This window comes from Litchfieldella anticariensis FP35 = DSM 16096 (assembly GCF_000409775.1).
Taxonomy (GTDB): domain Bacteria; phylum Pseudomonadota; class Gammaproteobacteria; order Pseudomonadales; family Halomonadaceae; genus Litchfieldella; species Litchfieldella anticariensis.
Genome location: NZ_KE332392.1, coordinates 387,714 through 408,792, shown reverse-complemented (window position 1 = coordinate 408,792; position 21,079 = coordinate 387,714). Strand labels below are relative to the sequence as shown.

The window sequence follows — 21,079 nt, the reverse complement described above, 5'->3', positions numbered from 1 at the left end:
CGTTGGTATTAGGCTATCACGGCTCTGGTCTGACACCTCATCACTTTGTTATAAAATGCAACACATCAATCTATCGGCTCGCCTCCCGCCCCCAAGATAGCGCTATCCCGACCCCTTGTCTTGGCCCGATAGCAGGCCGCGTCAGCACGCTCCATGATGCCTTCTATGGCACGCTCACCGTCATTGAAGCCGGCAATGCCGAGACTCAGCGTGACCCGGTATTCCTTGCCCGCATGTGTGACGCAAATCTCCCGCACCGCCTCGCGCAGTTTGTCGGCGATCCTCTTGGCCTGCGACAGGGTACAGCTCGGCATCAACACGGCGAACTCGTCGCCGCCTTGACGGGCCACATGGTCACTACGGCGCACCTCCCAGGCCACGACCTGTGCGATCCGTCGCAACATCTCGTCGCCTAGCGCATGACCACCTTCGTCATTGATCGGCTTGAAATGGTCCAGATCGAACAGGATCAAGGCCGACGGCGCCCCCGTCTTTTGCCACTCGACCATGGCCTCTTCCAGACGCCGCTCGAAGCCACGGCGATTGAGCAACCCCGTCAAGGGATCGTGCTCTGCCTCCCAGCGCTGCAGGGCCTCACGTTCTCGGCGCTGGGTAATGTCCTTGACGATTCCGACAAAGCCGATCGGCTGGCCGTTGGATACCACCTGGCTGGTGTGCACCTCTAACCAGAGCAATTCACCATCCGCCCGGTGATAGCGCAGTTGACGCTGAAAGTCGCGCCCCGTTGCCATGGCATCGAACCAGAGGTCGATGGCGTCCTGGCGATCCTTCTCATGGACATGCGAGCGCCAGTCGCTATCCCGGTATGTCGGCAAGTCATAGCCGGTAAGCTCACTTACGGCAGGATTGATATAAGTGACCCGCCCTGCCCTATTGCTAACGAACATGGCCGCCGGCGAGGCACCCAGGACCGCATCGAGAAACGCCTGACGATCGTGCAGGAATGCCATGGCCTTACCACGGCGAGCCTCGAGGTCATTGAAGGCCTCGGCAACCTGCTGCAGTTCACGCATATTGGTGTGCAATTGCACTTGCGACACCTCACCCCGCCCGACACGGGCGATCTGACGTTCCAAGAGCCGTAAAGGCCTCAACAACTCTCGCAACAACCACCAGAGAAGCGGCAATATCACTAGCGCAGTGGTCAGCCCCACCCACAAGAGCTGATGAAGAAAGGACACGATCGGCTGTTGTACCTGATCGAAGGGCAGATAGACGCCCACCACCCAACCGCTCGAACCAACCTGCCGATACGCCTGCAGAGCCCAGTCTCCATCGACCAGATATTTCTCCCAACCGCCACCAAGCTGATATCCTTCGGTAACCCCCTCCCACCCCGCCAAGGCCTGACTCAACACGGGGTGAGAACTCCGTTCCGGCACCGATTGCATGACCAGGTTGGCATTCGGATGGGAAAGAATACGTCCCGAGGCCGTCATCAGTGAGACGAAACCACCTTCGCCGATGCGGATACGCGACAGGCCGGTGAACAACTCGCTGTCGGTCACGCTGAGCACTCCCGCCACCATGCCGGCAAAACGGCCGGACTCATCATGCAATGGCACGCCGGCGATCACCACCGGCTTGCCCGTTGCCGAGTCGACGAAGGGCTCGCTGACATGGGGTCCATGTGCTTGCCGGATGAAGGAAAAGTACGCGTGATCCCCTACGTCCCGACCCTCCCAGCCATTCGTCTGCGGCAGACCTAACACGACCCGCCCTTCAGGAGAGACGATCAGCAGCGATTCGAATATGCCGAACACATGATCGAGATGCCCTCCCCCACGTAAGCCTTCTGCCACTTCCTCCGCACTATGTCCGTCATACATGTCGTGAGAGAGGTGCTGCAGCGTGCGGATTCCAGACGTCAGGTCATCCTCGATCCGGTCAGCAATGAGGGCGGCTTCGTATTCCAGGTGGGTGGTATTGGAGTCCTTGGCCAAATGGCTACCGATTTGCAAGGAAAACAGCAGGATCACAATAGCCAATACTAGCCACCCCATGCCGATACCTAGCCATAGCCGGGAATGCAGGGTGCGAAAATGCAGGATATGAAATCGTATATTGCGAAGAGTCCTGCCCATGGCGTTCGTGTCAGTTTTCCCTGGTTTCGCATTGGCGGGCGAGGTCACACGAGAGAATCGATGCCACTTCGGCCAAGCAATTTTTTACTTGTTATTTCCGTTCGTTAACTGTTCTCTTCCCTAGACGGGATCACGCATTGTCCTGCGTCGAGGCAATGCTATCCTTGAATGCTCAGCGAATGACAAGACATCTAACGAAAAACACCTCGTCTTACGCATCAACCAGCTATCGAAGAAAACATGAAAATACAACGAACGAGGCCAAACATAGCCCAAATTGGTTAAGTATTTCAAGCCACTATGAGCATCTTCTTCTGCCATACTGGCATCGACGATGTCATAGCACGTGAAAAGCATACTCAAATCAAAATATTAAAAAAATCGACATATGAAAGAAAATACCGGGGCACCTACCACTCAGCGTATGCTGAGTCATGAAACACTGCGAGACCGGATTAGAACATGTACTAATCTGGCAGGTAGTGGCAATTCCTTAGCCAAATCTACGGGGATTCCCCGGCGTACACTGGAGAACTATCTCAGCGGCCGTTCCGAACCCAAATGGATGGCATTGGCCGCCATTGCCAAGACGGTGAACGTGAATGGGCACTGGTTACTGACAGGGGAAGGCCCGATACTGCTCGAGGAACTCTATCAGCCTAGTAATGGAAAGCAGGACGAAAAACTATTGCGCTCGGTCATTGAAGCGGTGGAAGGAGTTCAGGAACGACTCGGACTGAAGATCGAGCCACCCACCAAGAAGGCCGACCTGATTCTGGCCATCTACGAGATGTACCACAATACCGGTATCCAGCCGGACCCCGCCAAAATGACACGACTGATCAAGGCAACCGTTTGAACATGTAACGCAGCGATCCACTGGGGACGCCGAAGTCGCGCAGGCAATCATTCAGCGCTTCCCTTGCTTTTGCGACACCCAATCGGTGGGTGCCGCTTCTTTGTCATCCCTCCAAGCAAAGTTTGACGGCGGCCCTTGCCCCATCGATAGTTAGAGGAATTGCTTATAATAACTCGTGGTAATCAGATTATGCACGATGATCCCGGCTCCTCTCTCGGCGCTGGCGAGAGTTCGGCTTCCCGCGATCTGCTGGGGCACGAGTTGCGGCTCGCCACGGCAGCTTTCTCACGGCGTGATTTCGCCGAGCTAGCCTTCGACCATGGCCCGGTGGGCCTCATCATTACCGATCCCCAGCACCGCATTCTGATCGCCAACCCAACGTTCAGCGTGATCACGGGCTACGACCGGGAGGAAGTCATTGGCTGGGACATCGAAGTCTTCCATAGCCGGGAACAGAACGCCGACTACCATGAGCAACTCCAACAGCTCGCCCATGAGCACCATTGGCAAGGTGAAGTCATGTGTCGCCGCAAGAATGGCGAATATTACCCGGAGTTGCTGGCTATCGATGCTGTCTATGACGACTTGGGAGGAGTAAGCCATTACGTTCGCGCCTTCATCGACATCTCCGTTATCAAGGCCACCGAATCGCAGCTCCGCCTCAAGGCGTACTACGACCCCCTGACGGGGTTGGCCAACCGGCTACTGCTCAACGATCGTCTCGACCACGCCATACATCATGCTGAACGCCACGACCACAGCCTGGCGCTGCTGTTCATCGACTTGGATTGCTTCAAACGCATCAACGACTCACTCGGCCATACCGCCGGAGACCTATTACTCAAGCAGACGGCCAGGCGTCTGACACAGGTGCTACGCAATGACGATACCCTAGCCCGATTTGGCGGCGATGAATTCATCGTTCTGCTCGAGCACGACGTCAGCGAACTCTCGGCACAAAACGTGGCACTCCGACTGCTCGAAGCGCTGGAGCCACCGTTCTGGATCGCCGGGCAGCACCTGCCTGTCTCGGCTAGCATCGGTATCGCCCTATACCCTCAAGACAGTGAAGATAGCGAGGACCTGCTGCGCCTTGCCGATACCGCCATGTATGCGGCCAAACATGCTGGCCATGGTCGCTACGCCTTCGTCGACAAGGAGTTGAGCCGTGACATGCAGGCTCAACTGGAAAGGGAACTGACTCTACGTGAAGCCCTGGCGGCTCCCGACCAGCACTTCCAATTGCTCTATCAACCGCAAATCGACCTGGAGACGGGGCAAACAGTGGGATTGGAAGCCCTGGTGCGTTGGTACACACCGGGACCAGGGCCGCTATTGCCACGCCAATTCCTGCCCTTGGCAAAAAGCCTGGGCCTGGCAGTACGCCTTGACCGGTGGGTGATCGGCCGAGTCATTCGCCAACATCAATGGTGGCAAGAAAACGGTTCACCACTTGCCAAATTGCCTATCGCGGTCAATATCGTCGATCAACACCTACTCGAGGATGCCTTCGACCATCAACCGTTGGATCGCTTCTTGCGTCGACACATCGAAGACGTTTCCTGGCTGACATTGGAAATTGCTAGCGACAGTTTCGCCAGCGAGCCCGAAGAGACGCAACATCTACTGCGACGCCTGCAACGCATGGGCATTAAACTGACCATCGACGAGTTGGGCGATGGCCACGTCAATTTTGCCTATCTCTCGCGTTTACCCATCCGCCAGGCGAAACTCAATGGCGCGCTAGTGGCAAGCATCGCCAAGCAAGAACGCAGCCGGATACTGCTTGGCGGTATCCACCGTCTGCTATCCAGCCTGGGAGTGGAATGTGTCGTGGTCGGGGTGGAGAACCAAGCGACGAAAGACGCCTTGCTCATCGAGGGCATCACCCGTGCCCAAGGCAACCTTCTTGCCGGCCCCATGGACAGTGATGAACTAGCGTCGTGGTTGGCAGAGCAACCCCAGCCCATCTAAGCTTTTTCTTGCGACTCTGCAAGCACCATGGCCTGGCCTGACTGCGCCACAGCGGCCTGCTCGCGCCGGCGTTTCACTTCATAGGCAATGGCCAGCACCACTGTAACCAGAATCAGGATCAAACCCAACGCGTTGACGGCTGGCGTCAGGCCGGTACGCACCTTGGAGGCGATATACACCGTCAGGGTGGTATCGTAGCCGACCACGAACAGGGTGGTGTTGTAGTTCTCGAAGGACTGCAGAAATGCGATTACCGCTGCCGAGAGAATTGCCGGTTTGAGGTATGGCAGCAGAATGCGTCGAAACATCTGCCATTGACTGGCTCCGAGGTCTAGCGCAGCGCGCTCCATCGTGCGATCGAAGCGCTGCAGCCGTGCCATCACCATCAGCATTACGTAGGCCGAGATGAAGGTTGCCTGCCCCAGCACGGTCAAGAATATCCCACCGCTGACCCCAAACTGACGCCAGAAGATCAGCGTCGAGATGCCGATGATCACGCCCGGGGTCAACAACGGCGAGAGGATCAACGCATAGATGAACGGCTTGGCACGGCTCGAGACGGTATTCAGAAACAGCGCAGTGGCGATACCGATAGGCACTGCCAGGCACAGCACCCCAACCGCCACCAACAGACTGTTGGACAACGCCTGCCACATTCCGCTATCAGCCGCGAGCTCACCAAACCAGCGCAGCGTGGTGCCGTCCCACGGGGTAATGGTAGGGAATCGGCTATCGTTGAAGGTCGCCGCCGCCATCACGAGCAGCGGCAGGAACAGATACAGGAAAAATACTGCGATATAGAAGCGCAGGCCGAAGGCCAGCAAGCGTTGCGAATTCATTAGGCCCCCGTTACTTAGCGATATCGCCAAGTCCAACCTTGAAGAACTTCATCACCAGCGACATGAAACCGATGCACAGCACCAGCAATAGGAAGGCATAGGCCGCGCCCTGGTTCCAGTTGCCACCTTCGAAGAACCAGTTGTAGATGATCTGGGTGAACCAGCGGCTGCCCGGCGACCCCAGCAGCGCCGGCACCGCATAGCTACCCGCCGCCAGCATGAAGGTCATGATGCAACCTGTGGCGATGCCCGGTTTGGCATGCGGAATCACGATACGCCAGTGGGTGCGGACATTGCCGGCACCGAGGTCGCGCGCTGCGCGTATCTGATTGTCATCGAGGCTTTCGATGGCGTTGTACAACGGAAACACCATGAACAGGATATAGGCATAGACCATGCCTACCATTACTCCGCCGTCACCGCTCAAGAAGCGGATCGGCCGATCGATGAGCCCCAGCGCCAGCAGGATCTCGTTCAAGGGACCGCGGAAAGCCAGGATGATGAACCACGAATAAGTACGCAGGATCTCGTTGATCCAGAATGGGATGATCAACAGCAGAATGCACAGCGCTGCCTGGCGCGGCGTGGCCACCTTGGCCAGGTAATACGCCAGCGGATAACTGACCACCAATGTCAGCAGCGTGACCAACACACTCGACCATAGCGTCTTGAAAAAGATCGCGCGGTGAATCTCGTTATTGAACAGCGTGACGTAGTTCGACAGCGTCCAGACATCTTCTGGCCCACCCAACTGGGCCGGCAACAGGTTGGGACGGAAGGAATAATCGATCATCTGCAGTTGCGGTAGTGTGACCATCACCATCAGCCACATCCCCAGTAGCGTCAGGATGGCCATCGCTACCGGACGCCCGAAGCGCTCGCTAAGCTGACGGAACATGCTCCCCTCCCACCTTGGCATTACCACCAGGAGCAACCTCGAGCACCTCACCGGTCGCCTCATCGACCATGGGACTACCGTCGTCGGGCAGTACGACAGCCTCTTCCGGGTCGAAACCAAAGTCGATCTGCCGGCCTGGTTCCAAGGCCTGCGCTGCACGTTTGGCCAGTTCACTGCCAAGCTGAACACGTAGTTTCTCGCCACTGGCCTCGAGGCGCGTTTCCAGCATCAGCCAAGCGCCCTCGAAATGTACCGCTTCAATGGTCGTTTCCAGACGCGGGCCACTATCACCGTCACCCAGTGGCCGCAGATGCTCAGGGCGAATGTACAACGCTGCCGCCTGGCCATTGGCGAGTACCACATCATCACCGGCCCGCCCCATCAAGGAACCCAATGCGCCGCCATCCAAGCGCACCCGCTCTCCCTCACGGTCGATCACCTTGACCTCGAGACGATTGTTCTCACCAACGAACGACGCCACGAAACCGGTGCGTGGCGAGCGATACAGTGTCATCGGATCGGCCACCTGTTGGATGCGCCCCGCCGACATCACCGCCACCCGATCGGACATAGTCAACGCCTCGCCCTGATCATGGGTGATGTAGATGAAGGTGATGCCGGTCTTGCGCTGAATCGCCTTGAGTTCAGCGCGCATATGCTGGCGCAATTTCAAGTCCAGCGCCGACAGCGGTTCGTCGAGCAGCAGCACCCGAGGCTCCACTGCCAAGGCCCGAGCAATGGCAATACGCTGCTTCTGACCGCCGGAAAGCTCGGTAACGAGTTTCGACCCGCTGCCTTCCAATGCCACCAAGGCAAGCAAGCGCTCGGACACCTCCCGGCGCTTGCGCTTGTCGACCCCGCGCACCTCGAGACCGAACTCGATATTCTCGAACACTGTCATCAACGGGAACAGTGCCAGGTTCTGGAAGATCATCGCCGTCGGCCGGCGATTTACCGGCACCCCCGCCATCGGCTCGCCGCCGATCCATACCTGTCCTTCACTGGGCCTGAGGAAACCGCTGATCATGTTGAGGATCGTGGTCTTACCACACCCCGAAGGACCCAGGAAGCTGAAGAACTCCCCCGACGCAATCTCGAGCGACGTACGCTCGATGGCGGTGAAGTCGCCGAAGCGCATCACCACCTCATCCAGTTTGACGTTACTGTCCATCGAAACCTCTTATTCAATCGCGCAATGAATTGCGCTCCCACCAACACCTGGTTCAACCTTGTGGGAGCGCAGATTTTCTGCGCGATCCGGCCGCCAGGCCGGCATGGGGAACAAAGCCACTGTCATCGCGAAGCAAAGCTTCGCTCCCACCTCGTTCGTGCCAACCCCAGCCTGTTGTCTTTCTTCTTCCCTCTTCAAGTCGCGGAGCGACGTCTTCCAGGCGCGCAGCGCCGTTCTTCAAGCTTCCAGCTTTCACGCCGACAAATACCGATCCTGATATTCGTTGCGCAATGCCACGTACCATGGCTCCTGGATCGGCCACCACCACAGGTTAGCCAGATCGTCCTCGGTGTAGGATTCCTGGAAGAACTTGCGAGACGCTTCCGGCAACAGCGCCTCGGCGCCCTTGGCGGTGGAGTTGTAGCCGGTGGCAGCGACGAACATGGCGCCGGCTTCCGGTGTGTAGTACCAATTGATCAGTTCGTAGACGGCATCCGGGTTCTGGGCATTCTTGGGAATCACGAAACCTTCCATCCACGCCAGCGCCCCTTCGCGCGGCGCCGCATAGGCGATGTCCTCACCTTCCTGTTGCAGGCGGAAAGCGGTGCTGTCCCATGTCTGGCCGATGATGGCGCCATTGGTGCGGAAAGCGGCCTGGGCCTCGTTCTCGGTATCCCAGAACTGCACCAGCATGTTCTTGTGCTTGATCGCTTCTTCGAGGATCACATCGAAGTTGGCGCGCATGGCCTCTTCATTCTTGTAGGAATCCAGCAGTGGATGTGGCAAGCGCCCTTCGCGTTCGAGCCACAGCCCGATACCGACCAAGGCCGAATGGCCACGCACCGTCACCCCTTGGCCATGATCCGGGTTCCACAAGTCGGCATAGCTCAGCGTCGAACGGTCAAGGTTGGTAAAGCGGCGGTTGTAGGTAATCGCCTCGGTACCCCAGTCGCTGGGCGCGAAGTAGCGCTTGCCATCGACCACGCCACCCACTTCAGAGCCGGCAATGGAACTTTCCAGCGCGCCGTTCCAGTTGATGCGTGACTCATCCAGCGGCTGCACCAGGTCGAAATCCAGATAGCCCGGCACGCGGTCGACGGTCGGCATGATGACGTCGAAACCGCTGCCATCGGTGGCACGCAGGGAGTTCATCAACTCGTCGTTGGTACCGTAGGGGGTAAAGGTGGCACGAATGCCAGTCTTGTCGGTGAAATCGGCAAGCATCTCGTCGGAGAAGTACCCGGCCCAAGCATAAATGCGCAGGGTCTGCTCCTGAGCCAGTGCCTTGTTGATATAGAACGGCACTGAAGCAGCCGCTCCAGCGGCCAGTGTGCCCTGAAGAAAACGGCGACGCGTGATCGACATTTGAGTTCTCTCCCTGCCTAGGTGAGGAAATGCTGAATAAATGCCTTCGCAATAACTTCACTGCGTTACGCGGTGCTCACTACCCATTTAGCAAGCGCTTGAACCGCACATCGATTTATTCAGCGTCATCGGATTGTTGTTGTGCCGACCATTCATTTCCTGATCGACATCCGACGCGACAGTAGCGCTTGGGAATGACCGGGAGATGACAATTGAATGACCGTTCAACTTGCCTAGTGTTGAGAATAGCAGGCGGCCAGAAAAGTGGTAGATGAGGTTTCAACGATAAAGGCGGGAAGTGGGAAGTGGGAAGTGGGAAGTGGGAAGTGGGAAGGCAGTGTCTGGCTTTTATCTTCGAGCCTGTAAATAAATCTGTGTAACTGCCCACCCCATTACAGGTGACCGTCCAGGCGGTCACCGAATTCGATAATAAAGCGGTTCAGCGCCGGCTTCCAATCTCGGATCGGCATGGTCCATTTCTTCGAGGCCTGCTGGATGGCCAGGAACGCCACCTTCAGAGCCGACTCATCATTAGGAAACAGCTTCCGGCGCTTGGTCGCTTTGCGGATGACGCTGTTGAGCGACTCAATAGCATTGGTGGTGTAGATCACCTTTCGAATGGCTGGCGGGTAGCCAAACAAGGTAATCAGATTATCCCAGTGGTTGTACCAGGATTTGGCAATCTGCGGGTACTGGCCATCCCAGCGTTCGGCGAAGACCTCCAGCGCCTGTCCGGCCTCGTGCTCGGTGGCTGACTGATAGATCTGCTTCAGATCCTTCGTGACCGCCTTGTAGTCCTTCCAGGACACATACCCGACGCAATTGCGGACCATGTGCACGATGCACAGCTGGACCTTGGTCTGGGGGTATTCGGCCTGGATGGCGTCTGGGAAGCCTTTGAGACCATCCACACAGGCGATCAGGATATCCTCCAGGCCACGGTTCTTCAGTTCGGTCAGTACCGACAGCCAGAACTTCGCGCCTTCGGTCTCGGCAAGCCACAGCCCCAGCAGTTCCTTCTGGCCCTCCATGTTAATGCCCAATGCCAGATATAGTGACTTGTTGATCACCTGCTTGTTCTCGCGGATTTTCAGGACAATGCAGTCCAGATAGACAATGGGATAGATCGGATCCAGCGGGCGGTTCTGCCACTCGTGGACCTGCTCGATCACGCGTTCGGTAACCTTGGACACGAGCGTGGCGGAGATGTCGGCGTCGTACATCTCCTTGAAAGCATCCACAATGTCCCGAGTGCTCAAGCCCTTGGCGTACAGGGCCAGGATCTGATCGTCCATCTGAGTCAGCCGGGACTGGCCCTTACGCACGAACTGGGGCTCGAAAGAGCCGTCCCGATCCCGAGGCGCCTGGATCGACACGTCTCCGTGCTGCCCTTTCAGGCGCTTGGAAGAATAGCCGTTGCGGCTGTTGCCCGTCCCCCGGCCTTCCGGGGCATGCTTTTCGTAGCCAAGGTGCTCGTCCAGTTCGGCATTGAGGGCCGTCTCGACGGTGAGCTTGACCAGTTGCTGTGTAAGGGCTCCGAGGTCTTTTTCGGACTTGATGTCTTTGGCCAGTTCCGCGGCCAGGGCGTTGAGTTTTTCTTGGTCCAATTGTTTACCCACGATGGTATCCTTTTGAAAAGGCTACTCATTCGTGGGCAGTTACACAATGTGGTTTACAGCCTCTTATCTTCTTTCTTCAAGCTGCGAAGCAGCATTCTTCCATCTTCAGCCTTCCAGGCGCGCAGCGCCGTTCTTCATTCTTCAACCTTCCAGGCGTGCAGCGCCGCTCTTCCATCTTCAGTCGCGAAGCGACTCTTCCTTCTTCCAGGCGCCTAGCGCCAAGACTGTAAGTTATGCCATGCCGATTCTACAAAACAACGACACCTTCCGATCAACATGCCACCACCATTCTGAGTGACGGCAGACGATACAACGGGTGTCGTAATGGAAAGCATAACTGATTGACTGATGAGTCGAGGTGTCCCATGAAGATCACGCTACTTACCACATCCGTTCTTGCATCACTTCTAATGGCAAGCTCAGCTTTTGCCATGGATTCCGAAGCGATCGAAAAGCATATGGAACAAATCAACCAGAAGGCGGAAGAAACCGCTGCCAGCCAATCCCGTGTCGAAGCACTCGAAACGCAGGTGCAAGAACTGCAAGAGTTGATTCACATGATGCTCGAAGAAGAAGATGCGAGCACCTGAGTCTCTGGTTCGTCGAAACATGCAGCTGATTTTTTGGCTGCCTAATAGAAGAGGGGCCGCTAACGCGGCCCCTCCTTTACCTGGCTCGACTTCTAAGCAGCCAGTGACATGACACTCATTGACGGTCCGTCTGAACCACCTTGAGTTCATAGTTATTGACGCCGCTCATTGCCGAACCGAACTGCTGACCATTGACTCGGATACGGTAGCGTCCGGGCGAAAGCTGGGTACGCAGATCGACATTGCCATTGAAGCCTTCACCGGCGTCTTCGGCGACCACGCTTCCGCTCTCGTCCAGCACTTCTAGCTCGATCCGATAGGTGTCCTCATACCCCGTCGGATAGGTGGCCGTGGTGATGGCGATGGTACCGGCTTCCACCACATCGAAGGTCAGGACTTCACCACGCGCGCGGATCTTCACATCGGTGACGATGGTCTCGAAACTCTCGGGTGCCGCCCTGTCAGCGGCCTGCCCGGTTGGTGCTTCACTGGCTGACATCTGAGAATCGGCAGTTGACGGCGCAACATCCGATGCTGTGTCGCCTTGATTGTCGCTCGACACCTCGGCCGCTGGGGCCGCTATGGTCGCCACAGTGTCGCGATCACGCACGAAGACGCTGCGGCGACCTTCACGGTCACTGCCGGTAAAGACCAGCCCTTGACCTTCGCTGATGCTATCCTCCAAACGACGTCCCTGAGCATCCAGCCCCGACACCGTAATATAGAAGCTGGTGCCAGGCTTGCTACGGGTACCAAACTGACGCCCTTCTACACGCAGCACATAGTCACCTGGCTGCAGTTGCTGGCGCATCGCCAGGCCACCATTTTGCCCCAGGGCTTCGCCACGGGCGATCACCTGCCCCTGGTCATCCAGTAGTTCCGCCGCCACCCGATAGTCCTCGGAATTCCCACCAGGCACGCGACTCTCGAATAGATAGGTGCCTGCTTCTGTCACTGTAAAATCATGCTCATGGGGGGCACCATAGAGGAAACTACGACTACGGGCATCGTTCTCCGGCTGCAGGAAGCCGGTCAGATCGAGCTGGCGTCCCTCCTCGCGAAAGCGCTCCTCCATCACACTGTCAGCGACGCCGACATCGGCCAGCGCAAGGCCAAATACCAGCAGAGAGCCAGTCACAATAGACGATTTCATAAGACCTCACATCGGCGAATGAAAAAAGCCGACCCCGGAGGATCGGCTTTCGTTATATAAGGCTTCGAATACAGGGTCAAACCCCGAACTCGAAAGGCTTAGAAGAGGTAGACGGCACCGACGGCTACGCCATCACCTTCGTCATCTTCACGATCGTACCAGGCACCTTCGATGAAGGTGTACATGGCATCGGAGATGTTGTAAGTGGCACCGAGCACGAATTCGTTGTAGCTCTCGCCAGCATCGTTCGGGCAGTCGCCGCTGCCGAAGCAGTCGTCAGCGGTGTCGAGGAAGTCGTCACCACCGATGTCGACGTACTGGTAGGCACCGTAGATGTCACCCATGCCATAGCCGTAGCGTGCGCCCAGACCGTAGTAGTTGGCATCTTCGATAATGCTCTGGTCGTCGGACTCGAAACGCTCCAGCTTGAGGGCGACGCGCAGGGTATTCCAGGTGTATTGACCGGTGATACCGTACTGATCACCAGCCTCATAATCGCCACCCAGATGATCTTCTGTCACAACACCCGGCCCATAAGTGCCGTCATTGTTGTCCAGGTTGTCGTAAACTGCGGCGATGGAGAAACCACCGATGGCGTACTTCAGACCGGCGAAGGCAGAGGCGTTGCTGGAACCAGAGAAGTTCTCGCTCTCCGCGTCACCCTCGAACTGGGTACCGACGGCGAACTGGAAGCCACCGAGAGAAGGAGAAGCATACTGCAGCTTGTTACCTTCGCGGTTGGCGACACCCAGGATATTCTGGCTGGAGTCGGAAACGTCGAAGTATTCGTTGTTGGAAACCGGATCCGCAATCCAGTCGTCGATCAGCGGATCCCAGGAACCCAGACGAGCGTCACCGAAACCGCCTTTCAGACCCAGGTAAGCCTGGTCGCCAGTGTTGAGGCCGCCAGCCGTTTTTTCTTCATCGGCGTCGTGCTCCCACTCGGCCTTGAAGTAACCGATCAGGTCATTGGTGATGACGTGCTCACCGGAGAGACCGAAGGTGGAACCGTTATCGGCCAGTTCGTCCCGGTCCTCGCCATCGGCATCATTAGTGTTGGCATAAGCCAGCTGGATGTTGCCATACAGGTCCAGCTTGGTGCCGTCCTGGTTGTAGACGGTAGCTGCCTGAGCAGCGGCGGAGGCGCCCAGGGCACCGGCGATAGCAGTCGCTAACAGTGTCTTTTTCATCGCGATATGTTCCTTTACTAGCTTACTGTTTCGATCGTTACTGCATATGCAGTCGGCTTTCCCGGCGCGCTTCGGAAGTTTGCGACCTATAAGACGCTGGAATCCGAAACCGCTACCTGAGCGAAGCCTTGTTATAATCCAATGCTCGCAGGGAAACCTTATACCGGGTTTTTCCATAGCGCAAGAAGAAAAAACACTGTTTTTAATCTTGATGCACCAAAACCATGGAACTTTTCCCCTGCTCCGGAGTCGCGCCACCACCCTGCAACGCGCCCCCAGACTGCCTACCTTGTATGACAACAAGATGACGGCAGCAAGCCCCGCCTATCTTGGCGACACCCGCGCCAGCTTGCAAGAGGGAATCTAATCAACGCTTTGCGAATCCGCTCAATAAGGATATGACGGTTTTTACAGACAAGGGGATAGCGCTCGAGCCATGGTCGAGATCTCGACCATGGTAGGTAAGATTACGAACGGCGGGCGGCGGGCTGAATGCTCCGCCATCGGCAAGAAATCGCCCAATGCTCGTGGCTCGAAGCCCGCTACAGGCGCGCAGCGCCGCTCTTCCTTCTTCAACCTTCCCACTTCAAGGTGCGGAGCACCGGTCTTCCCTCTTCACGTCGCGCAGCGCCTTAGTGCTCGTGCTTGGCAAGGAGCTCGCTGATCTTGCGCTCCAACCGCTCTTCCTTCTCCTGCTGGCGCTGGCGTTCGCGGCGCTTGGCCTGGCGAGTACGGTTCTGGGCCTGTAGTTCGTCGAGCTGCTTGCGCGCGTACTTGGCTTCACCCTCACTGACCACTCCGGCGCTTTCACCATCGAGCCCCACCCGTTCGGCACCGGCACGCACCGCCTTGAGATAACGCGGTAGGTGCACGTAACAGGCTAGCGCCCGGCGCACCAACTTCTCAGGCCACGGCTCACGAGCCACCAAGTCCTCGTGAATGCCAACCTTGAGCGGCCGGGTATGGCCCTTGAAGAAGGTCTCGGTATAGCGCTGATACCACTCATCGAGCAGCGCCTGGGGAGATGGTGCCTCATCGATCGGCAGGCGGCTCTGAGGGCCTTGCCTCACGTCCGCCTGGCCATCGAGTTGCGCCTGGGGCTCGGACCTTGCAGGTGGGTCGCTGCGAGGGGCAGGTTCGTTCGCTGGAAGCGGTGCGGCCTTGTCTTGGGACTGAGCTTGGCCTTGAGACTGACATTGGTCTCGCGACCAGGATTGAGACTTGGGGGCCGACCCATGAGGTGTCGAGGCCGGGTCGTTTTCAGCACCATCGAGGGATGCGTCGTCGGTCGGCTCGTTCGGCAATACATGGTGCCGCGGTCGGCGTGCCATCAGCGCCGCCAACCCTTGGCTACGGCCAGCGGTCACGTGCGCGTGACGGGCCTCAGCCTTGTGGGCATCGAGCTGTTCACTAAGCTCTTGATTCCTCGCCTGAAGATCGCGATTCTGTGCTTCCAGCACCTTGATCTTCGCCCGAGCATCGAGAAGCTCCAATAGCCCCTTGTCGGCTTGGCGTTCCAGCGCATCGATGAGTTGAGGGATCAAGGACGTGCCCTCCCTGAAGCATGCGGTTCGAAAGGGCTGACACCATGTCGAGCCCTACTTGATTCACAAGTCTGTGTCAGCTTTCGTTCCCTGACAAACATTCAAAGCCAAGTGCCCCCAAGTAGAAGGCTTCCTCAGCGGCGCATGTATTCGACGAAAGCATAAGCAGGCTGCCCTTCCTGAGGCTGGCCATGTACGCGTTGCACCTCCCGCCATTGGGTCGTGTCCAGCTCAGGGAAGCGGACATCGCCCTCGACCTCGACATCGACCTCGGTGAGATATAGCCGCGAGGCCCAACGCAAGGCCAGGGCATAGATCTGGGCGCCACCCATGACCATGATCTCATCTACCCCATCGATCAGCGCCTGCTGGTCGGCCAGATCAAGCGCCTCGGTCAGACTGCGACAGACCCGTACTCCCGGGCGTTCAAAAGTAGGATCTCGGGTGATGACGATATTGAGCCGCCCCGGCAGCGCACGACCGATGGAGTCGAAAGTCTTGCGCCCCATCACCAGGGGCTTGCCCTGAGTCATGGCCTTGAAGAACTTGAGATCCTCGGGCAGATACCAGGGCAACTTGTTGTCGACGCCAATCACCCGGTTGCGTGCCACAGCGGCAATCATCGCTACCGGCACCACCGTCTCGACACCGTCACCCTCCTGGGGGAGTTGCTGGATATCGCTCATACCGCCACCTCAGCCTTGATATGCGGATGCGGGTCATAGCCCTCGATGCGAATGTCCTCGAAGCGGAAGCCGAACAGGTCACGAACCTCAGGGGTGAGTACCAGGCGTGGCGCAGGCCGAGGGGTACGCGAAAGCTGCAATGCCGCCTGCTCGAGGTGGTTCGAGTAGAGATGCGCATCACCCAGGGTATGCACGAATTCGCCCGGCGCCAGGCCGCAGACCTGTGCCACCATTTGGGTGAGCAACGCATAGCTGGCAATATTGAACGGCACCCCCAGGAAGATATCGGCACTACGCTGATAGAGCTGGCAAGAGAGCCGCCCCTCGGCGACGTAGAACTGGAACAGCGCGTGGCATGGCGGCAGCGCCATTTCGTCGACCAACGCCGGGTTCCAGGCCGAGACGATCAGTCGGCGAGAATCCGGGTTGCGCTTGATCTGCTCGACGACGTTGGCAATCTGGTCGACGTGACCGCCGCCGGGCTTCGGCCAGCTACGCCACTGGTAGCCATAGACCGGGCCCAACTCGCCGTTCTCATCGGCCCACTCGTCCCAGATACTCACTCCATGTTCCTTGAGATAGGCGATATTGGTATCGCCAGCCAGGAACCACAGCAGTTCGTGGACGATCGAGCGCAGGTGAAGTTTCTTGGTGGTCAGCAGCGGAAAACCACGCGCCAGGTCGAAACGCATCTGGTGGCCAAAGACACTACGTGTGCCGACACCGGTACGATCATGCTTGACCACGCCATGCTCGAGCACATGCCGCATCAGATCCAGATAGGGTTGCTCGAGTGGCGCTGATTCAGGTGTGAGTGATTGTTGAGCCGGTTGCATATCCATGTCTTGAAAGTTCGGGCCTTGACGATTCGGGACTTGAAAGCCAGTCACTTGGCGGCTTTCGTGGCAGGTGGAAAATCCACCGACTGGCGGCGCGACCAGAGGATCAGTGCCACACCGCCAGCGATCATCGGCAAGGTGAGCAGCATCCCCATGGTAACCCAACCGAACGCGATGAAGCCGATATGGGCATCCGGCAGCCGCACGAATTCAACACCGAAGCGGAACACGCCGTATAGCACCAGGAAGAGTCCGGAAATCATACCACGTGCACGCGGCGTCGCCGATACGACCCACAGAATCATGAACAGTAGCGCTCCTTCGAGCAGCGCCTCGTAAAGCGACGATGGATGACGCGGCTCGGGGCCCATACCGGGAAACGGCATCGCCCAAGGCAGGTCGGAAACCCGGCCAGGCAACTCATGGTTGATGAAATTGCCGATGCGCCCCGCTCCCAGACCAATCGGCACCAACGGCGCAACGAAATCGGTAAGCTGGAAAAAGGCCAGCTTATGCTTGCGTGCGAAGAGCCAGGCAGCGAGTAGCACCCCGATGAGCCCACCGTGGAAGCTCATGCCACCATCCCACACCTGGAACAGCCATAGCGGGTTGGCCAACAGCCTATCCAAACCGTAGAACAACACGTAGCCCAGACGCCCACCGACCACGACTCCGAGCGCCCCGTAGAACAACAGATCGCCGACGTCTTCCTTGGTCAGACCGATACGTGCAGCGCGAACGCGCCCCAACCACCAGGCTCCCACAAAGCCGACCACATACATCAGGCCATACCAGTGCACGGCAAGCGGACCAAGCTGGATGGCCACGGGATCAATATTGGGATAGGTCAGCATGCAGGATCCTCGATGAATTCAAACACCAAGCCGTAAGCCGTAAGCCGTAAGCCGTAAGCCGTAAGCCGTAAGCCGTAAGCCGTAAGCCGTCATGATAGCCACATCATCAGTGACCAAAAGGGGGTTTTCTTACAGCTTACAGCTTCAAACTTACAGCTCCCCGAAGAGGTCACAACAAAAATCTCAACCCCACCCCCGCCAACAGGGTGGCGAAGGCCAGGCGCAGTATATGAGCTGGCAATACATGTGCCAGCCGTACTCCCAGCCGAGCGAAAGGCACACTGGTCAGTACGATCCCCACTAATGCCGGCCATGATACGAAACCGGTGGACCAGGACGGAAGCGCAGGGTTCCCCCAGCCCACGGCCATGAAGGTGAGGGCGCCGAAGATGGCGATGGGTAATCCACAGGCAGCCGATGTGCCCACCGCTTCGGTCATGCGTGCACCAGCACGCGACAACCAGGGAATCGTCAGAGTACCGCCGCCTATGCCGAACAGGGCCGAGACGGCACCGATGACCCCTCCGGCCACTCCCATGGCCAAACGACCGGGAGCGACGGTCCCCGGCTTGGGTCCTCGTCCCAATGCCATCTTGCCCGCCACCAAGGTCACGAATAGGCCGAACAGCGTACCCAACAAGCCGCTGGTCAAATTGCCGGCAACGAAGACACCGACGATCGCTCCCAGCATCAACCCCGGCAACAGGGCCAGAAACCAGCCATACTTCACGCTGCCTTTCTTCATGTGCCCCCAGGTCGAGGAGGCACCGGTAACCACGATGGTCGCCAGCGAAGTGCCGATGGCGAGATGCATGGCGACCGATGAATCCACCCCCTGCATGCCAAAGGCAAAGACCAAGGCGGGAACGATGATCAGCCCGCCGCCGACACCGAACACTCCCGCCAAAGTCCCCGCGAGAACCCCCAGCGCCAGATAACCTATCATGATCGGGACCATCGCCTCGGTCACCGCGGCGTTTCCCTCAAGGCATCCGGCAACCAGCGCTCCACCATATCGATCAGCGCCTGAGGACGGTAGGGCTTGGATAGGAAGTCATCCATTCCCGCTGCAAAGAAGCGCTCGCGATCCGCATCGCTGGCGTTGGCCGTCAATGCTACCAACACGCTGGGCGAGGCTACGGCCTGCTCGGTCTCACGCCGTCGCCAGCGGCGGCTGGCTTCGACACCGTCGAGATCAGGCATGAAAATATCCATGAATACCAGGTCGTAATGCTCTCGTTCGGCCAGCTCCAGGGCTTGTTCGCCACTCTCGGCGGTATCCACTCCTAACCCCCTGGCCTCGAGAACCCGTCGAGCCAGCATGGTATTCACCGGGCCATCGTCGACGATCAGGATTCTGGCATGGCCGGACACACTGGAGACAGCAGCGCCCGTGTCATCGCCAGCCAGGGAAAGGTCGCCAAGATCGGGCGATTCGGGACCGGAAAGATTGGCCACCAGGGTGGCAAAGTCGGCGAGTCGTTCGCGCAGGTCTTCGTGCTGTTCCGGCAAACGGCAGATCTCGATGTGCTGCTTCAGGTCCTGGAGGACGTCTTCCAACTCTCGCTGCAGCAGGGCCAGATAACTCGATTTGAGGCGTGATTCCTCACGCGCCTGATCCCGTGACAGGGTCAACTGCGCCAAGCGCTGTCGCTGGTCATTGACGTCTTCCAGGATGCCCAAGGTGTGCTCGTGATTATCCTCCAGACATGCCAGACGGAAAGTCCACCAGGCGCCCTGACTGTCATGGAGCCTAACATAGGCATCACCTTGATCGTTGTCATCGCGGCGCATCAGGTACTGCAGGTCGAGCCCTCTTATTTCGCTCAATGAACGGCCAATCACTTGCTCGAAGGCACTATTGGCATCCGCCAGGCAACCATGATGAGCGATGAACGCCGGACGCGGCAGGCGTTCCATCATCTGTACCACATGAGGACGTTCAGCGAACCGAGTCAGCAGGGTCTCCAAGCCATCGAGCAAAACCTCCAGGTGTTCGACCGGGCCTGAATCGGCGGCTCTGTCTGCCATCAGCCGTCGCGACTTGAGCCATGGCGGCAGTTCCTTGTGCAACTGGCGCATCGCTCTCTCGAGGCGCTCGTAAGGAACTCCGAGCGAAATTTCCCAACGCTGCAGGCGATGGCGCAACAGCAGCAGGAAGGTCGCAGCGATCAGACTGGTTCCCAACAGTAGCGCCAGCATCAGCCACGTCAGGGCACGCCAGGCCTGTTGCACCGGCATCGCGGACTGCCACATCACCAGCCAAGCCAGTACACAGAGCACCACCAGCCCTGCCTGCACCAGCAGCAGTGGCCAGAGAATGGGCCAGATGAGCGTTCGCCACAGGTTTTCTGCGCGGGTCTCGACTCGCATTATCGTCCCTGTTATCGGTCGATGATGGCAACGAGTGTACGTTGCACGAAAGCGTCTGTCATGGCGATCGTCCCGCGAGTCTCAAACGCTACACATGACACGAACCAGTCTACTGACTGATCGACGCCCTCTTCCCCGGAACGCTGATAGCGGGATAAAGTAGCGCTCATGTGCCTGATCGCTTTCGACTATCACCCTGACCACATGGTGCGCTTGCGCCTGATAGCCAACCGGGATGAATTCCATGCGCGTCCGAGCGCCGTGCTGGGAGTCTGGAAGGATGCCCCGGACATCGTGGGCGGCCGCGACCTGCAGGCTGGCGGCACCTGGCTGGCGATACATCGTCGTGGCCGTGTCGCTGCGGTCACCAACGTCCGTGACCCGGGGCTGAGCGTGCCACCGGATGCCCCCAGCCGGGGGCATCTGGTGCGCGAAGCATTGGAATGCGACGACCTGTATGCCTGGCTCCACGACCTGGCCGAGCGCCAGGCAACTCGTTACGCCGGATTCAACTTGTTGGCCGGCGATGAACATGGCCTGTGGCACTTGCACCGCGGTCGAGAATCGATCCATCTGGTTCCGGTCACCCCAGGCACCCATGGCATCTCCAACGGCGACCTCGATACCCCTTGGCCAAAGGTTGAATGGGCCTGTAAGGGCCTGACTCATAGCCTGGAGACTCACGACTGGCCACGTTCCGCGCTGCGGGCCATGAGCGATAGCCGTCCGGTCGAGGATCTGGAACGCCTGCCGGACACCGGGGTCGGGTTGGAACTGGAAAGGCGCCTGTCATCCCCCTTCATCATCGGTGACGATTACGGCACCCGGGCCATGACTTGGCTGACCTGGCATGCCGACGGCAGAGCGGAAATCGGCGAACGGCGCTACGGGCCGGGTGGCGAAGAGTTAGGGGAGATAGCACTCAGGCTGTAAGCCGTAAGCCGTAAGCCGTAAGCCGTAAGCCGTAAGCCGTAAGCCGTAAGCCGTAAGCCAAAATGCGTCCCCATGTCCTGATCAGGA

18 protein-coding genes are annotated in these 21,079 nt (G+C 58.2%); 4 read left to right on the top strand and 14 right to left on the bottom strand.

Annotation, left to right across the window (positions count from 1 at the left end; genetic code table 11):
* Positions 1-65: 65 nt before the first annotated feature.
* Positions 66-2,105 carry a sensor domain-containing diguanylate cyclase gene (locus L861_RS17445; RefSeq protein WP_016417966.1) on the bottom strand — a complete coding sequence of 680 codons (2,040 nt, stop codon included), beginning with the start codon at positions 2,103-2,105 and terminating at the stop codon, positions 66-68.
* A gap of 388 nt (positions 2,106-2,493) precedes the next feature.
* Here L861_RS17445 and L861_RS24590 point away from each other — a divergent pair, with 388 nt between their 5' ends.
* Positions 2,494-2,964 (top strand): helix-turn-helix domain-containing protein, encoded by a 471-nt coding sequence (locus tag L861_RS24590; protein ID WP_144063062.1) that lies wholly within the window; start codon positions 2,494-2,496, stop codon positions 2,962-2,964.
* Between the two features lie 189 nt (positions 2,965-3,153).
* Entirely contained in the window at positions 3,154-4,938 is a 1,785-nt protein-coding gene (locus tag L861_RS17435) for a putative bifunctional diguanylate cyclase/phosphodiesterase (RefSeq protein WP_016417964.1), read from the top strand.
* On the opposite strand, the gene L861_RS17430 is transcribed toward L861_RS17435, so the two are convergent.
* The 5 genes from L861_RS17430 to L861_RS17410 all read right to left on the bottom strand — a co-directional run bounded on the left by L861_RS17430 (position 4,935) and on the right by L861_RS17410 (position 10,818).
* Entirely contained in the window at positions 4,935-5,777 is an 843-nt protein-coding gene (locus tag L861_RS17430) for an ABC transporter permease (protein ID WP_016417963.1), read from the bottom strand. The genes L861_RS17435 and L861_RS17430 overlap by 4 nt on opposite strands.
* Before the next feature lie 10 nt (positions 5,778-5,787).
* Positions 5,788-6,675 carry an ABC transporter permease gene (locus L861_RS17425; protein ID WP_016417962.1) on the bottom strand — a complete coding sequence of 296 codons (888 nt, stop codon included), beginning with the start codon at positions 6,673-6,675 and terminating at the stop codon, positions 5,788-5,790.
* On the bottom strand, positions 6,659-7,846 hold the full coding sequence (locus tag L861_RS17420) for an ABC transporter ATP-binding protein (protein ID WP_016417961.1): 1,188 nt from the start codon (positions 7,844-7,846) through the stop codon (positions 6,659-6,661). Before L861_RS17420 ends, L861_RS17425 begins: the two co-directional genes overlap by 17 nt.
* A 252-nt stretch (positions 7,847-8,098) precedes the next feature.
* Positions 8,099-9,211: a substrate-binding domain-containing protein gene (locus L861_RS17415; RefSeq protein WP_016417960.1), complete on the bottom strand. Its 1,113-nt coding sequence runs from the start codon at positions 9,209-9,211 to the stop codon at positions 8,099-8,101.
* Positions 9,212-9,603: 392 nt separating this feature from the next.
* Positions 9,604-10,818, bottom strand: a complete 1,215-nt coding sequence (locus tag L861_RS17410) for an IS256 family transposase (protein WP_035568773.1) — start codon at positions 10,816-10,818, stop codon at positions 9,604-9,606.
* 377 nt (positions 10,819-11,195) lie between these two features.
* Here L861_RS17410 and L861_RS17405 point away from each other — a divergent pair, with 377 nt between their 5' ends.
* Positions 11,196-11,420 (top strand): hypothetical protein, encoded by a 225-nt coding sequence (locus tag L861_RS17405; protein ID WP_016417958.1) that lies wholly within the window; start codon positions 11,196-11,198, stop codon positions 11,418-11,420.
* Positions 11,421-11,535: 115 nt separating this feature from the next.
* Here the strand turns inward: L861_RS17405 and L861_RS17400 are convergent, their stop codons facing one another.
* From L861_RS17400 to L861_RS23705, 8 genes are all read right to left on the bottom strand, one after another.
* A complete protein-coding gene (locus L861_RS17400) occupies positions 11,536-12,573 on the bottom strand; it encodes a hypothetical protein (protein WP_016417957.1) in 1,038 nt (345 codons plus the stop codon).
* 98 nt (positions 12,574-12,671) lie between these two features.
* Positions 12,672-13,763, bottom strand: coding sequence for a porin (locus L861_RS17395; protein WP_016417956.1), 1,092 nt, complete (start codon positions 13,761-13,763; stop codon positions 12,672-12,674).
* A 632-nt stretch (positions 13,764-14,395) separates the two neighbouring features.
* Positions 14,396-15,307 (bottom strand): ProQ/FINO family protein, encoded by a 912-nt coding sequence (locus tag L861_RS23710; RefSeq protein ID WP_016417955.1) that lies wholly within the window; start codon positions 15,305-15,307, stop codon positions 14,396-14,398.
* A 134-nt stretch (positions 15,308-15,441) separates the two neighbouring features.
* Positions 15,442-15,993, bottom strand: a complete 552-nt coding sequence (locus L861_RS17385) for a dihydrofolate reductase (protein ID WP_016417954.1) — start codon at positions 15,991-15,993, stop codon at positions 15,442-15,444.
* Positions 15,990-16,829: a thymidylate synthase gene (locus L861_RS17380; RefSeq protein WP_016417953.1), complete on the bottom strand. Its 840-nt coding sequence runs from the start codon at positions 16,827-16,829 to the stop codon at positions 15,990-15,992. The genes L861_RS17385 and L861_RS17380 overlap by 4 nt, the downstream gene beginning before the upstream one ends.
* Before the next feature lie 50 nt (positions 16,830-16,879).
* The gene (lgt, locus tag L861_RS17375; RefSeq protein ID WP_016417952.1) at positions 16,880-17,686 is read right to left on the bottom strand and encodes a prolipoprotein diacylglyceryl transferase; all 807 of its coding nucleotides are present in this window, start codon (positions 17,684-17,686) and stop codon (positions 16,880-16,882) included.
* Positions 17,687-17,855: 169 nt separating this feature from the next.
* On the bottom strand, positions 17,856-18,644 hold the full coding sequence (locus L861_RS17370; protein ID WP_035568767.1) for a sulfite exporter TauE/SafE family protein: 789 nt from the start codon (positions 18,642-18,644) through the stop codon (positions 17,856-17,858).
* Positions 18,645-18,652: 8 nt separating this feature from the next.
* A complete protein-coding gene (locus L861_RS23705; RefSeq protein ID WP_016417950.1) occupies positions 18,653-20,059 on the bottom strand; it encodes a response regulator in 1,407 nt (468 codons plus the stop codon).
* Positions 20,060-20,227: 168 nt separating this feature from the next.
* On the opposite strand from L861_RS23705, the gene L861_RS17360 reads away from it, so the two are divergent.
* Positions 20,228-20,992, top strand: a complete 765-nt coding sequence (locus tag L861_RS17360; protein WP_016417949.1) for an NRDE family protein — start codon at positions 20,228-20,230, stop codon at positions 20,990-20,992.
* Positions 20,993-21,079 lie beyond the last annotated feature (87 nt).